General features: G+C 41.6%; 11 protein-coding genes. All 11 read left to right on the forward strand.

Features of this window, described 5'->3' with window-relative positions:
* The first annotated feature begins 7 nt into the window (after positions 1–7).
* The 11 genes from VEA_RS15140 to VEA_RS15190 all read left to right on the forward strand — a co-directional run bounded on the left by VEA_RS15140 (position 8) and on the right by VEA_RS15190 (position 14,872).
* Complete coding sequence (locus VEA_RS15140) at positions 8–802, forward strand: type VI secretion system accessory protein TagJ (RefSeq protein ID WP_012842185.1); 795 nt, start codon at positions 8–10, stop codon at positions 800–802.
* 7 nt (positions 803–809) lie between these two features.
* Positions 810–1,274 carry a type VI secretion system baseplate subunit TssE gene (gene tssE / locus VEA_RS15145; protein ID WP_012842186.1) on the forward strand — a complete coding sequence of 155 codons (465 nt, stop codon included), beginning with the start codon at positions 810–812 and terminating at the stop codon, positions 1,272–1,274.
* Positions 1,271–3,094 carry a type VI secretion system baseplate subunit TssF gene (gene tssF / locus VEA_RS15150; protein WP_012842187.1) on the forward strand — a complete coding sequence of 608 codons (1,824 nt, stop codon included), beginning with the start codon at positions 1,271–1,273 and terminating at the stop codon, positions 3,092–3,094. Before tssE ends, tssF begins: the two co-directional genes overlap by 4 nt.
* Complete coding sequence (gene tssG, locus VEA_RS15155; RefSeq protein ID WP_012842188.1) at positions 3,091–4,056, forward strand: type VI secretion system baseplate subunit TssG; 966 nt, start codon at positions 3,091–3,093, stop codon at positions 4,054–4,056. The genes tssF and tssG overlap by 4 nt, the downstream gene beginning before the upstream one ends.
* A 10-nt stretch (positions 4,057–4,066) precedes the next feature.
* The gene (tssH, locus tag VEA_RS15160; protein ID WP_012842189.1) at positions 4,067–6,634 is read left to right on the forward strand and encodes a type VI secretion system ATPase TssH; all 2,568 of its coding nucleotides are present in this window, start codon (positions 4,067–4,069) and stop codon (positions 6,632–6,634) included.
* 208 nt (positions 6,635–6,842) lie between these two features.
* Complete coding sequence (locus VEA_RS15165; RefSeq protein WP_005375967.1) at positions 6,843–7,322, forward strand: Hcp family type VI secretion system effector; 480 nt, start codon at positions 6,843–6,845, stop codon at positions 7,320–7,322.
* A 48-nt stretch (positions 7,323–7,370) separates the two neighbouring features.
* Positions 7,371–9,206 carry a type VI secretion system tip protein TssI/VgrG gene (gene tssI, locus VEA_RS15170; protein ID WP_012842190.1) on the forward strand — a complete coding sequence of 612 codons (1,836 nt, stop codon included), beginning with the start codon at positions 7,371–7,373 and terminating at the stop codon, positions 9,204–9,206.
* A gap of 11 nt (positions 9,207–9,217) precedes the next feature.
* Positions 9,218–9,508 (forward strand): PAAR domain-containing protein, encoded by a 291-nt coding sequence (locus VEA_RS15175; RefSeq protein WP_005375969.1) that lies wholly within the window; start codon positions 9,218–9,220, stop codon positions 9,506–9,508.
* Positions 9,509–10,348 (forward strand): hypothetical protein, encoded by an 840-nt coding sequence (locus VEA_RS15180; RefSeq protein ID WP_012842191.1) that lies wholly within the window; start codon positions 9,509–9,511, stop codon positions 10,346–10,348.
* A 324-nt stretch (positions 10,349–10,672) separates the two neighbouring features.
* On the forward strand, positions 10,673–11,806 hold the full coding sequence (locus VEA_RS15185) for an exonuclease SbcCD subunit D (protein WP_012842192.1): 1,134 nt from the start codon (positions 10,673–10,675) through the stop codon (positions 11,804–11,806).
* 9 nt (positions 11,807–11,815) lie between these two features.
* Positions 11,816–14,872, forward strand: a complete 3,057-nt coding sequence (locus tag VEA_RS15190) for an AAA family ATPase (RefSeq protein ID WP_012842193.1) — start codon at positions 11,816–11,818, stop codon at positions 14,870–14,872.
* Positions 14,873–14,916: the final 44 nt, after the last annotated feature.

Raw genomic sequence — 14,916 nt, forward strand, 5'->3', positions numbered from 1 at the left:
AATAACAATGACCCAATGGAAAAATGCTTTGTCCCAAGGCCAATTGCAACAAGCTCTAAAGCTATTAATTGATGAAATTAAAGCGGCGCCTAAAGATGCAAGCTTGAGAAGCTCGTTCATTGAGCTGCTTTGCATTGATGGAGACTTCGAGCGTGCGGATGAGCAACTTATGCAATCGATCAAATTGTTTCCTGAGTATCTACCTGGTGCAAGTCAGTTGCGACATTTAGTGAAAGCGGCCCAGGCTAGAAAAGATTTTATCGACGGTGCGGCTAGTGCCAAGGTATTAGGTGACGAGGAATTCACTAAAGAGCTTGTTCGCTTTAACCTCGCTCTCAAAAATCAAGACTATGCAGAAGCGTCACACCTAGCGCATAGCATTGAAGAGCATCGCACTATTAAAGGCTTTAACATAAACGGTACAAATTATGAAGATGCTAGGGATATTGATGATCGTTTAGGTGGTTACATTGAACTGTTTTCCACCGCGGGTAACTATTTTCTTGTTCCAATTTCTAGCATTCAAGCGCTAGAAATAAAAGCACCTACCTCTTTATTAGAAAGTATTTGGCGACCTGTAGAGTTTGATATTGACGGACTTGGCGAAGGAGAAGGCCATATGCCATTGACCTATGTTGACTCAGAAACTGACGCACAAAAGCTAGGTCGAGAAACAGATTGGAAACAGCTTGGTGAGCAAGAATCCTTCGTGGGTTTAGGCCAAAAATGTTGGCTAGTTGGTGATTCAGCCCTCCCAATCTGTGACTTGACTACATTGTTAGAATCGAAACAAATAGCGTAACAATAACATGTCTTTAACCGTTTCTCTGCTCGACAAATTGATGGATAGTGATCCTTCAACTAGAGATGAAAAAGACTTCCCTACGAGCCAACAACAGATGTTGAACAGCTTGCTTAGAGATCTGGAGTCTATGTTAAATAGTCGTATCGGATGGAAAAACATTCCTGATGACCTTTTAGAGGTTCGCTATTCAATATTGAATTATGGTCTGCCAGATTTTTCCTCGATGCCTTATAGCAGCCAAGAGGGGCAGAATCAGCTTTGTGACATTGTTCATGATGCAATTAAAGAGTTCGAGCCTAGGTTAAGGAATCCTTATGTCCAGATTTCGGACGAGAAAAACGCTATTGATAGGGTGTTGAGGTTACAAATTAGCGCCACTTGCTTAATCGATAACAGCATTCATGAAGTGCGATTCAATTCTGAAGTAGAGCCGGTAAATTTAGGTATGAAACTGAGTAGAGCGAAATGAGTGAAGAGTTTCTCAAATACTATAATCGCGAGTTAGCTTATTTACGTCACAAAGGACAAGAGTTTGGGGAGCAGTATCCTAAGATCGCTGCGAGACTCCGTATCAGTGAGGAGCAGGTTGACGATCCACATGTAGAAAGATTGCTAGAAGGCTGTGCATTTCTAACGGCAAGGATTAGACAAAGTTTAGACAATAGTTATCCTCAGTTCACTGAATCTTTGATGGGGCAGTTATATCCGGATTTTCACGCACCAATTCCATCAATGTCCGTCATTAAGATGAACTGCTCTAGCTCCACTTCCTCTTTTTTTGACGTAGAAGAAGGTGAGCGAGTCGTTATCGGTGCTCCTGGATACCACGAATGCGAGTTTAGAACCTGTTATCCGGTCAGAATGTACCCTGTTGATGTGACCTCTGGCGCTTTCAAAAACGCACCGCTTAAATCGGTGGGCTCCCAATGGGAAAGCCATGCTCATTCAGTTTTGAAAATCCAGCTCACCGCCCAAGATGAAGAGACATCTCTGAGTGACATGGGATTAGAACGGTTGCGCTTTTATTTAAACGGGCACTCTCAGTTGACGTTTAAACTTTACCAAATGCTATTTCAAAATCTAATTGGTTTATCTGTCGTTGCGGGTGGCAAAGAAGTTCGTTCTTTAACGAAAAGGCATCTTATTGAAGTGGGATTTTCAGAAGATGAGAAGGTTGTTCCATACAGTAAGAGAAGCTTTTCGGGAGCAAGATTACTTGTTGAGTATCTGCACTTTCCTGAGAAGTTCATGTTCTTTGATATCACTGAACTCGGATTATCAGAACTAGCTCTTGGAGAGCAAGCTGAACTGTATTTTTACTTTGATACCAATGATGATTGGCTTCCTAAGCAAGTGGATGAAGAGAGCTTGATGGTTGGTTGTGTACCAGTGGTCAACTTATTTAAAAGTGTTATGGAGCCCAAGCGTATTCTACCAACCGAGTACGATTACCACTTATCACCGCAATACCAGGAAGCCGAGAGTAACGAGGTTGTCTCTATTTCTGACGTAACATTGAGAAACTGGAACAAAACGTATCACAACCTGCCATGTTATCACGCTGGTGAGCACACGCATTATATGAACGCCAGTGAAATTTATTGGTTGATGAGACGTGAGGATAAAAACTGGGCTGGTGGATACGATGAGCCGGGCAGGGAAACTTACATTTCTTTTGTTGATAAAAGGCATCAATTGTTCAGTCCAGAGAGCCGAGAAAACTGGTTAATGTACGTTGAAGCTGAGTGCTGCAATCGTAATTTAGCGCAGAAGCTTCCATTTGGAGGCGGTCTTCCAAAAGTCTCTTTGCCGGAAGTAAATGACAACTTCGAGTCAGTTCGTTGTTTAGTTTCTATATCAGAAACCCTCCGGCCAGAAATGGATGAAAGTACACGATGGCAGCTAACTAAGCTTCTAACTTTAAACCACTTTACCGAAGAAGATGGATTAACAACTTTGAAGCAAACTCTGAATCTCTACGCGTTTTCTGGGACCGCAGAAACGAAAGCGGTAATTGATGCTTTAGCGAAGCTAGAGTTCGAGCCGACTACAGGTAGAGTCAGTCAGAAAGGTAAAGTTGGTTTTGCGCACGGTATAAAAATCATTTTGACGGTTTCTGATCAAATTTTACCTAAAGAGCAAATCTTCCTCCTAGGTAGTGTGCTATCCGTTTACTTTGCACAATATGCTGAAATTAACATTTTTACGCAGCTAGAAATAAGACTTAAGTCAACGGGAAAGCCCTTCCACTTATGGCCTGCATTAACTGGCGATAAGGTGTTGCTATGATCGCGGAGCAATTTTATCGAGATCTAAAGCAACATCCGTTGTTTGAAGCAATTCACCTTATCGAACACGAGATCTTGCAAGCCGAGGCACAAATAGGGACAGATGCTCTACCGAAGCATGAAAAACTACACTTAAAGGTCAATCCATCGTTAGGTTTTGAAAATGCGCAGCTTTGCGATCTAAAACATATTGATAGCCACAAGCTAGCTCTTGAAACCAATTTAATAGGCCTAACGGGTGAGCAGGGGGTGCTTCCTCAGCACTACAGCGAGTTAGCTTTGCATCGTCAAAAAGAAGGCGATACGGCAATGGTGGACTTCTACGATATTTTTAACCATCGTTTACTATCTCTTTACTATCGATGCTGGCAACTGAGTCAATTGACCGTTCAGTCTCGTGCTCATGCACAGGGATTACGTTCACCTTTAGAAGATTGTAAGTCGGCATTAACTGGCCAGGGTAGTTCGTTGTCCCTGCATTATGGTGGTGTTTTTGCTTCACCGACGAGAAGCAAAGCTGGACTAAAAAGTGTTCTTGAATGTTTATCTGGATGCCAAGTAAAGATTCATGAGTTTCAAGGGCAGTGGCTACATCTTGCAAAAGAAGAGCAAACACGTCTTTCATCTCGAACTATGCCAGAAGGGCAGTTTGCTCAACTTGGTTCCGGAGCATCCTTAGGCTCGAAAGCTTGGAATATAAACGCAGGAACAACGATCGAGTTTCTGCCAAAGCACAAAGGTCTGGTTAGTAAATTACTGCCTAACCATCCAAATGTAGAAATTATTAAACGTGCGGCTTATGAATTTATTGGTAAGCATAAGCAAGTGAAATGGCAGCTCACCACCAAACATAGTTTATTACCTCAAGTTTGTTTATCAAAAAAACATGGTCAGTTAGGTGTTGGTTCTGTACTTAAAAAACATAAACGCACAAAAGATCGAACCATAACAATTACTATTTAAAGGAAACATAATGGCTTCACTCTCACTTTCAGCGTTGGTCGAAAGATTGTCTCCTCAGGCTAAGGAAACACTTGAACAAGCAGCTGCGATGGCAAGCTCTCGAACCCATCACAGTATTGAAATGTCTCACTGGTTAATGACGATTATTCAACATCCTGCCGATATTTACTCGGAAGTTTTCGACGAATTTGATGTCGATAAAATCAAGGTTGAAACTGATCTTCAAAAGACACTTGAAAAATACAAAACGGGATGTCAATCGGTCCCAGGTCTTTCAGCTCACACAGTGACTGTGATGCAAAATGCTTTGCTATCGGCAACGATTGAGTTCAATCAGGAGCAGTTGGATTGCATTCATCTTTTATTTGCCTACTTGTCTGATGATACGTTAGTCAACATGGCTGGTTCGATTAGCCCTGAGTTAAACAAGATAGAACCATCTCGGTTATTGAACTTTAAAGAAAGTAATACGCGTCAATCAGGATCGAATGACCTAGGGAAATCAAACGCGAATTCTGCGCTGAATCAATTTACAACAGATCTTACTGAGCAGGCTAGGGAAGGTAAGATAGATCCAGTTATTGGTAGAGACAATGAAATCCGTTTAATGATCGACATCTTATTAAGACGTCGACAAAACAACCCGATTCTAACTGGTGAAGCTGGCGTTGGAAAAACAGCCGTTGTTGAAGGCTTGGCGCAAAAGATTATCGATGGCGATGTACCTCCTGCTCTACAAAATGTAGCGATTAAGTCTTTGGATCTGGCGTTATTGCAAGCTGGTGCTGGCATGAAAGGTGAGTTTGAAAACAGACTTAAAAACCTTGTGAAAGAAGTTAACGACGCACCACAACCCATTATTTTGTTTATCGATGAAGCACATGGTCTGATTGGTGGTGGGGGACAAGCAGGACAAGGTGATGCAGCGAATATTCTAAAGCCAGCGTTAGCGAGAGGTGAACTCAGAACGATCGCAGCAACAACTTGGGCAGAATATAAAAAGTATTTTGAAAAAGACGCGGCTCTTACCAGACGCTTTCAAGTAGTGAAGGTCGACGAGCCAGCGCCGGATCTAGCGATCGAGATGTTACGTGGTTTACTTGACGTAATGGCACAACACCATGACGTCCACATCACTAGCCAGGCTCTCAATGCTGCCGTTCAACTCTCAGCTCGATACATTAATGGCCGACAACTGCCAGATAAGGCTGTGTCTGTTTTAGACACAGCCTGCTCGCGAGTCGCGTTAAGTCAATCGTCTACACCGGGAGGTCTAGATGCGAAAAGGAATAAACTAAAAGCCAAGCAAGCTGAATATGAGCACCTAAGCCAAGAAAGTCAGCTAGGTGCACCTCTTGATATGCAGTTGCAAGATGTCAGAAAAGAGATTGATGTTCTATCTAGTGAAATAGTTGAACTAGAGACGCTGTGGGAGAAAGAAAAAGAGTGGGTAAGTGAAGCTAAGTCACTTAGAGCTCAAATAATCAAGGAGGGTTCTGAGACTGCTAGGGACAAGTTACAGGAGCTCGAAAGTAGCCTCTCCGCTAACTCGCAACCATTAGTATTTTCGCATGTCAATGAAGCGCTTATTGCAGAAGTAATTTCAGATTGGACCGGGATACCACTGGGCAAACTTCAGGATGATGAAATCCAAGCTGTACTGAGTTTGAAAGAGAGTTTGTGTAAACGAGTTGTCGGACAGGAGCACGCTTTGGAAGTCATGTCTGAAGTGATAAAAACTGCCAGTGCACAGCTCACTGATGAGACACGACCAAATGGTGTATTTCTTCTCACGGGACCAAGTGGAGTGGGTAAAACTGAATCTGCTTTAGCTATTGCAGAGAAAGTGTACGGCAGTGAAGAGAATGTCACAACTATCAATATGTCCGAGTTTAAAGAAGAGCACAAAGTTTCCTTATTATTAGGCTCGCCTCCAGGTTATGTTGGGTATGGCGAAGGTGGTGTACTTACTGAAGCCGTCAGACGCAAACCTTATAGTGTGATTCTTTTGGATGAAATGGAAAAAGCGCACCCTGGAGTTCAAGATATTTTTTATCAGGTATTCGATAAAGGCTCAATTAAAGATGGTGAAGGTCGAGATATAGATTTTAAAAACACTATTATTATTATGACCGCGAATACAGGGACCGAAACGACGATGTCTTTGTATTCTGATCCTGATTTATCTCCAGAACCTTCAGCACTAAAAGATGCTTTGCGTGACGATTTGTTGGTTGACTTTAAACCTGCATTTTTAGGGCGTGTTAATGTATTACCTTATTTGCCTCTATCAAGAGAAGTATTGATAGAAATAACAAAATTAAAATTAGCCAAAGTTACGAATCGCATTCGTAAAAATTACGGCGCTGACCTATTTTTTGATGAAGAACTAATTAATGATATTGTAGACAATAGTAATGAGTCGGGGAGCGGTGCACGTGTGGTACAGACAACCATAGAAAACACATTACTTCCTAAGATTTCTCATGAAATATTGCATGCAATTCTTAATGATAAGACGTTTGATGAAATTATTGTTAAAGGTACAACTAGTGGACTTGATGTCTCAATAGTTTAACATCCTTTACACTCTCAATAATAATTGGGAGTTGGTTCATATTAACTATTATTTTTTATAAAAAATGCTTAAATTAAGTCTTATTTAAAGATATAACAGGGCGTATTTAAAATGAAGTTTTTGATACATTAATCACTAATTATCATCAAACGTCAGATAATTAAATTACTACGATATATGTCAATTAATAATGCTATAGGAGATTAGCATGCAGTCTAATACGTATCTTAAATACGCAGATATTAAGGGTGAGGCAACTGCCGAGCAATATAAAGATTTGATTACACTACTATCTGTAGATTGGAGTGTAGGTCGTGAGATCTCATCATACACTGGTACAGCGATGGACCGTGAAGCGAGCGCTACTCGTCTATATGATTTGACTATCACTAAACTTCAAGACCGTTCTTCTCCTGACTTATTTAAAGAAGCGACAATTGGTAAAGGTAAACCTGCGGTTTTCCATATTACTAAGCAGGGTGAGAAAGTTGAAGAAATCATGAAGATCGAACTGACTGATGCGATGATTTCTAACTACTCAGTTTCTATCCAGGATGATCGTCCAGTTGAAACCATCACTATTTCTTACACTGAAATGATGATGACAGTGACTCCTACTGACGATAAAAACAACACTTCTGCGCCATTGGTATACGGCTACAGCGGTGTTAAAGGTCAACAAATGTAATTTTTATGCGGGGGAATATTCCCCCGCATTTTTTGAAAGAAGTATTTAATGAAAAGAGCAACTCAAGATAACAATTTCATCCGAATTTCCTCTCCATTCGGAAAAGATGCCATCATACTAAACTCATTTGAGTATAAAGAAGAGATCTCAGAACTTTTTTCATTGCGTGCTAAAGCTTACTTTAATGATCAACGAAGTGAGTTAAACGAAATAATTGGTAAAGAAGTAACAATTACCCTTGAAAATAGTGAGGATGTTTCTTCAAAACCTCGTTATATACATGGTTATGTATCTGCTGCAAGATTAGAAGGGCAACGAGTTTCTAATACTCATAATGGTGAGAATTATAAAAATATAGAGTTATTAATAGAGCCTAAATTACGTTTCGCCGATTATAGAAAAAATTGCAGAATATTTCAGCATAAAGATATAAAAGAAATTATCTCCGAAGTACTCTCGGAGCATAGTGTCGCCTTTAGTTTTGAGTTAACTAAGTCGTACCCTAAATACACATACAAAGTGCAATATGAAGAGTCAGACCTTGAATTTGTCCGACGCTTATTGTCAGAAGAAGGGCTATCGTTCTGTTTCACACACACTAAGTCTGTCCACACGCTTAAGATTTTTGATGACATCAGTTTCTATAAGCCGGGTACAGAGTTTTTAGTCGATTTTGATACAGGTACGGCTAAGTCTAGCCATATTTCTTCTTGGCATGAAACCCAAGTTTTGACGACTAAAGCAAGCCAAAAGTCTGGCTATAACATGCTTAAGCCTTCGTCTAATCCTAAAAATACTGCCAAGGGTGAAAGTGATTTTTTTACCGTGCCTGAAAGCGAGTATTTTGAATACATGGGTGAAACGGAAAGTGATGATCAATACGCACTTAGAAACACGCACGCTATAGAAGCACTACAGCAAAACGCATATCTGTGTCGTGGCGAGGCAACGTGTCGAACGTTCAGTGTGGGAAAGTGCTTTAAGTTTAAAAAGCATGAAGATAAGTCTCGAGTCGGCAAAGAATACGTACTGTCCGCCGTTTTTTTATCTGCGGCTGTTTATAATCAGACTGGTCAAGGTGGCACTGCTGCGCAAGGTGTTAAAGTATCATTTAGTTGTGTTGACTCAAAAACAATCCTTCGCCCTTCTGTGAACTATCCGAAACCTCAGATGAAAGGTTTGCAAACCGCAGTGGTAACGGGAAACAAAGATGGCGAAATTTACATAGACAAACACGGTCGTATTAAAGTTCAGTTTCACTGGGATCGTGTTGGTAAATACGATGTAAACAGCTCATGTTGGATTCGTGTTGCGCAAAATATCGCGGGTAACGGATGGGGCTCGGTGTTTCATCCTAGAGTAGGACAAGAGGTCATCGTCGAGTTTGTCAATGGCGATCCTGACCAGCCAATTGTTACGGGGTCACTGTACAATGGTAGTCAACTCCCTCCCTACACGTTACCAGAGCAAAGCTCTCAAAGTGGTTATAAATCGCGTTCTGTACAAAAAGGCACATCTAATTTTAATGAGTTGCGCTTTGATGACAAACCCGGTGAAGAACACATCTATCTTCATGCCGAAAAACTTTTCCAAATGCTAGTTGAAGACTGTGTTGATATTGCCGTTGAAAACAGTAAAACCGAAAAAGTGACGAATGATGTCAATCAAGAGATTGGCAAGAATGCGACCTTGAAAGTAGGTAAAAACTTTTCTAATGAAACGGGTGAAGTGTTGTCTTTTAATGCAGGAAAGAGTATCGAGATCAAAGTCGGTGGCGCTTCGATTCAGATGTCTAGTTCCGGAGAAATCAACATCAAAGGCAATAAAATATCTATTAACGGCTCTGCTATCGCTCTTAAAGCTGGGCAAATTTCATTGAACTAAGGTGATTTAAAGTGGGTAAACCAGCCGCGATATTGGGCAGCTTTCATCTTTGTCCTAAAAAAACAGGAAAAATTCCTCATGTAGGTGGCCCCGTCGTAGTTGGCTCGCCAAACGTGACAATTGGCGGCATTCCAGCGGCTAGGCAGGGAGATAAGCTTATATGTATAGGTCCTCCGGATAGCATCTCAGCAGGCTCTTCTAGCGTTACAATCAACGGTAAGCCAGCGGCAAGGGTCGGGGATTCAACGTCTCATGGTGGTAAAATTCTGTCTGGCATGCCTACGGTTTTAATCGGAGGCTAGATGCCACTCGCATTTCAAACTCATCTTCTTGCTATTAATGGCAGGCCATACACTGTTCGTGAGATAGATAACGAATGTTTTAGATTGCCCGCAGAAACACCAAGATCCTATCCTGATCAATCACTGTATGAGCAGATATTAAATCTTGTGCGCTCTAAGCGCGAGATACTGGAGCAAAGTGATATCAAAGGGAATATCTGCGTTCTTTTACCGTCTTCGGTAGATAAAAGCTTGCTTAAGGCATTGATAAACGAGTTTTCTCTTATCCTTGGTAACTCTGCCAATAGAGAAATTTATTTTTATCCTTATGGTCAAGCTGCGTTCTTGATGGCGCTAAATCGGATAAACCGTGAAGTTAACGAAACACAAGCAACTTGGATACTGGCTATAGAAATTGCTCGCGATGCAGAAGAGCATGCCAAATCTCAAAACTCGATCATTTTGACGAAGTGCTTTTTTCAACAGTCCGGCCTTGTTACTGATGATGTTAGAATTGATTTAGATACCAAACAACAAAGCATTGCTGTCGATAAAGTGTTTAAACAACTTGGAGTAGGGTGTGATCACTCACTTAGTGAGTTGCATTTATCCGTTGATGGAGATGAGCCTCGATGGTTAAATGCTATGCAATTCTTGTCTCCCTGGGTGACCGATCAAACTCAGTATCAATTTATTGATGTTAAACTAGGAGGGCTGGGCGCATGCGGAGGTGTTTTAAAAGTGTTAATGATTGAGGAGCATCAAAGAAACAGCCTCAACTCAGACTTCCACGTTTTGCAAGCTGATATCGAGCCAGATGGTTATACGGTGGGAGTTCTATACAATTGGCATAACGAGTAGTTCTGGATCTAGTTTGTCCCTTCTAAACGTTGGCTTTTAATGGTTTAAATGTGACGGTTATGTTTACTCGAGACCATCACTTAATGTTGCTTAAAAGGTGTTTATACAACGTTCTTCTCGCTTTCCGGTGAAATAGTGAACCATAGAACATAAACTACATGAAAAGCTGTTCGACTCAAGATATCCTAACCCAAATTAAATAAATTGAGCTTTGGTTTGTGCCAGATTCAGCCAGTCACGTAATACTCTGATGTTTACACGGCTGAAATTCGGATTCTTGCAGGAGCAAACCTTGCTTAAAGATTTGGCGGAAAGTGAATTCGAATGAAGTTTATCCACACCTCAGATTGGCATCTTGGTCGACAATTCCACAATGTATCACTACTCGAAGATCAACAAGCAGTACTCGAACAACTGATTAACTATATTGAACACAACCCCGTCGATGCCGTTGTAGTGGCGGGAGATATTTATGACCGTTCGGTGCCACCAACGGTTGCAATAGAACTGCTAAATCGAGTCGTGAAGCGTATTTGTACTGAACTGAAAACACCGATGATATTGATATCTGGCAACCATGATGGTGCAGAACGATTAGGTTTTGGCTCAGAGCAAATGAAAAATGCAGGCCTTCATATTGTTAGTAACTTTGAAGATATGCTAACTCCCATCATCATAAAAACGGACTCTGCGGGTGAGGTAGCGTTTTATGGCATGCCTTATAACGACCCTGAACAGGTCAGATTTGCCTACAAAACCTCGGTATCAACTCATGATGAGGCACATCAACTGCTTGTAGAGCAAATAAGAGAGCATTTCATTTCAGAGCAAAGGCGTGTTCTCGTTAGCCACTGTTTTGTTGATGGTGCTATTGAGTCTGACTCTGAACGACCACTATCTATTGGTGGCTCTGATCGCGTAAGTCATGAGCATTTCTTAGATTTCGACTACGTCGCACTTGGTCATTTACATCAGCCTCAGAAGAAAGGCGCAGAGCATATCCGTTATTCTGGTTCACTTATGAAGTATAGTTTTGGTGAACAGAACCAGAAGAAAGGCTTCACGTTAGTCGAACTAGACAAGAAAGGATTTGTCTCTGCTAAACATATTGAGCTAATTGCCCCTCATGAAATGCGCATTGTTGAGGGAGAGCTAGATAAAGTCATAGAGCAGGGCAAGACTGACCCTAAAAATGAAGATTATTTGTTAGTTCGTTTGATGGATAAACATGCGATTTTAAATCCAATGGAAAAGCTTCGTTCGGTGTATCCAAACGTTTTACATCTTGAGAAACCGGGTATGTTAATTGGGGTAGAGCAGGAAATGGCGCAAGCAAAGTTGGCCCGAAGCGAAATTGATATGTTCCGAGACTTTTTTATTGAGGCACAAGATAGTCAATTATCCCAAGAGCAAGAACAAGCCGTTACTGACATTATTAAGCAATTATCACAGCAATAGGGACCAAAGATGAAACCAATTAAACTTACCATGCAAGCCTTTGGTCCGTTTGCAAAAACCGAAGTCATTGACTTTGAAAAGCTTGGCCGTAACCCTCTGTTTTTGATTAATGGTCCTACAGGCTCAGGTAAAACGTCGATCTTAGATGCCATTTGCTTTGCCCTTTACGGTGAAACTACCGGTAATGAGCGGCAAGGCATCCAGATGCGATGTGACTTATCGGCGCAAGACTTACCAACCGAAGTCGTTCTAGAATTTTCGTTACATGGCAAACAATACCGAGTTGTGCGATCTCCAGAGCAGGAAGCGCCCAAAGCGCGTGGTGAAGGGATGACGGTAAAAAAGCACACTGCGGCTCTTTATGAACTCGGCGAGACCGAAAAGCTCATCACTAGCAAGACGACTCAAGTTAAAACAGAAGTGAGCAATATTATTGGTTTGAATGAAACGCAATTTCGCCAAGTAATGGTATTGCCTCAAGGAAAATTCCGGGAGCTGTTGCTTGCTAGTTCTAAAGAGCGCGAAGAAATTTTTGGTCAGCTCTTTCAAACGGACATATATAAAAAAATTGAGTACGCGCTCAAAGATAAAGCGAGCGCAATCAGTAAAGCGAAAGATGAATTTGATAATCAAATTCGAGGCGCTTTACAAGTTGCAGGAGTGAGTTCAGAGCAGGAATTATTACACCAGCTTGAACAAGCAACTGAGCAGCTAGAGGTCGATAGAAAGAAAGAACAAGCTTCGTTAGATAAGCTAAATGTTGCTAAATCTGAATTGCAAAAAGCGGAAACTATTAATGGAGAGTTTTCGAAACGAGAGCAAGCAGAAAACGCACTCAAGCTGCATCTAGAACACTCAGACTCGATAAAAGTTCGTCAACAGCAATTAGAAAATGCTAAAAATGCCAATAAGATAGAATTACCCTACGTCGCATTACAAAATGCAAAAACTCAAACTCAAGAGCTCAGACAAAAAATCGTAGCTTTGAAAGAGAGCCTTGATAAAGCCAATGCTGTTACGAAAGAAAAAGAAAACTTGCAGCAAAGTGCAAAAGAAGCCGCGGCAAAAGTCCCACAGTTAACGCAACTGCAGTATCAACTTGAAAGCATGAAAGACAAGTTGGTTGAAAAAGCCAACTTGGAAAGAAAAATAACGGCAGGTCATCAACAAAAGCAACAATTTGAAGCAACGTTAAAACAGTACATAGAGCTGAAAGACAAGTTGGCGTTTCAGGCGCAACAGGGCCAGAAAGATCTAGAGCAAGCCCGAGTAGATGTTGCGCTTGTTGGCAGCATCGATGCGGAAATAAAACAAAAACAACGACTACTACAGGATCTACAAAAGCTGCATGGTCTTACTTTGGAACTCTCTAAACTCACGGCGTTAACCGTAAGCAAGCAGCAGTCATTACAGGAAGCCAGTCAGCGCTATATGCAGTGTCAACAAGCCGCTGATACGATAGAGCTTAAGTGGCACAACGCTCAAGCGGCAGTATTAGCGCAGCGACTAAAGGCAGGTGAAGCATGTCCGGTATGTGGCAGCCAAGCGCATCCTAACCTTGCGACGTTTGTTGAAGAAGTCGTTACAAAAGAGCAAGTTCAGGCTGCCAGAGTGAAAGAAAGAGAAGCTCAAACCTCACTGAACCAGCTAAGTAATCAGCTAGAACAACATAACGTTGTTATTATTCAGCATCAGAATCAAATCGACCAGTTGAAAGAAGAGCTTGGTGAGCATGCAGCGTCTGAGATCTCGACGGTTCAAACTGAGTTGCAGGCGCTTAATGATCAACTTCTACGTCTACAATCTATTGATATTGAAAAGCTAGAAAAGAACGTTGAACAGCTTAATCAACGCTGCTTAGTGGGTGAAAATAAAATTCATGAGCTGCAGAATCAAATGGCGGCAAATGAATCAACCGTTCAAGCAAACCAAGAACACTTGACTCAATTACAAGCTTCCATTGATCCGAAATACAGTTCCGTTGATGCGCTTGAGCGTGACATTTCGCTCACAAAAGAGCAAATTCTGACCTTGAATACAGGTTTAGAAAAGGCGCAAAACGCTTTGCAGCAAGCGGTATTAGCGCAATCGAATGCTGAAAGTCAGTTAGTGACGAACAAGCAGTGGCTATCTGAGTCAGAACAAAAGCTTAGCCAAGCAGAATTAGCGTGGAATGAGGCATTACAGGCGAGTAAATTTGAGGATGAAAGCAGTTATCTAAATAGCAGAGTGACAGATGATGAGCTTCAAGCGTGGCAGAAAGAAATAGACAACTTCAAACAGACACAAACCAAGCTTGAACAAACACTACATGATTTAAACCATGCATTGAAAGCGCTTGAAAGACCGGACTTGGATTCGCTTAACGACAGCTTAACCACTCTGCAGGCGCAGTATATTGAAGTAAGGAATCAGCTCGATACCACGCGCTCAACCTTTGAGCGAATTGAAAAAGTTCGTAAAGATATTGCTACGCTGCATGAGAAAAATAGCAAGTTAGAAGAAGAGTACAAAGTGTTTGGTACGTTATACGACGTTGCCAGCGGTAAAACAGGCAGCAGGGTTAGCCTACATCGCTTTGTTCTTGGTGTACTGTTGGATGATGTTTTAATTCAGGCCTCTCAACGTTTAAGCCTCATGAGTAAAGGGCGCTATATTCTTGCTCGAAAAACAGAGGGCTTCAAAGGCGCTGCGGGTCGCGGCTTAGATTTAATGGTTGAAGATGGTTACACAGGAAAAACACGTGATGTTGCGACACTTTCCGGTGGTGAATCGTTTATGGCAGCGCTTGCTTTGGCGCTTGGCTTGTCGGATGTTGTGCAATCCTATAGTGGTGGTATCCGTTTAGACACTTTATTCATTGATGAGGGGTTCGGTAGTTTAGACCCAGAATCTTTGGATCTCGCCATTCAAACGCTAGTGGATTTGCAACAGACTGGACGCATGATCGGTGTTATTTCTCACGTTTCTGAGTTAAAAGAGCAAATGGCGCAGAGGGTTGATGTTGAACCATCAAGAGTCGGTTCGACAGTATCGGTCAAATCTCAACTAACTAGGACAGTATAACTAATACTCGATTGAAAAGATGTATACTTTGCTGTGTCGTATCC

The organism is Vibrio antiquarius, from assembly GCF_000024825.1.
GTDB classification, from domain to species: domain Bacteria; phylum Pseudomonadota; class Gammaproteobacteria; order Enterobacterales; family Vibrionaceae; genus Vibrio; species Vibrio diabolicus.

Excerpts from the sequence above, each read along its gene's own strand:
- VEA_RS15140 (WP_012842185.1), top strand. The coding sequence starts at position 8 with ATGACCCAATGGAAAAATGCTTTGTCCCAAGGCCAATTGCAACAAGCT.
- tssE (WP_012842186.1), top strand. The coding sequence starts at position 810 with ATGTCTTTAACCGTTTCTCTGCTCGACAAATTGATGGATAGTGATCCT.
- tssF (WP_012842187.1), top strand. The coding sequence starts at position 1,271 with ATGAGTGAAGAGTTTCTCAAATACTATAATCGCGAGTTAGCTTATTTA.
- tssG (WP_012842188.1), top strand. The coding sequence starts at position 3,091 with ATGATCGCGGAGCAATTTTATCGAGATCTAAAGCAACATCCGTTGTTT.
- tssH (WP_012842189.1), top strand. The coding sequence starts at position 4,067 with ATGGCTTCACTCTCACTTTCAGCGTTGGTCGAAAGATTGTCTCCTCAG.
- VEA_RS15165 (WP_005375967.1), top strand. The coding sequence starts at position 6,843 with ATGCAGTCTAATACGTATCTTAAATACGCAGATATTAAGGGTGAGGCA.
- tssI (WP_012842190.1), top strand. The coding sequence starts at position 7,371 with ATGAAAAGAGCAACTCAAGATAACAATTTCATCCGAATTTCCTCTCCA.
- VEA_RS15180 (WP_012842191.1), top strand. The coding sequence starts at position 9,509 with ATGCCACTCGCATTTCAAACTCATCTTCTTGCTATTAATGGCAGGCCA.
- VEA_RS15185 (WP_012842192.1), top strand. The coding sequence starts at position 10,673 with ATGAAGTTTATCCACACCTCAGATTGGCATCTTGGTCGACAATTCCAC.
- VEA_RS15190 (WP_012842193.1), top strand. The coding sequence starts at position 11,816 with ATGAAACCAATTAAACTTACCATGCAAGCCTTTGGTCCGTTTGCAAAA.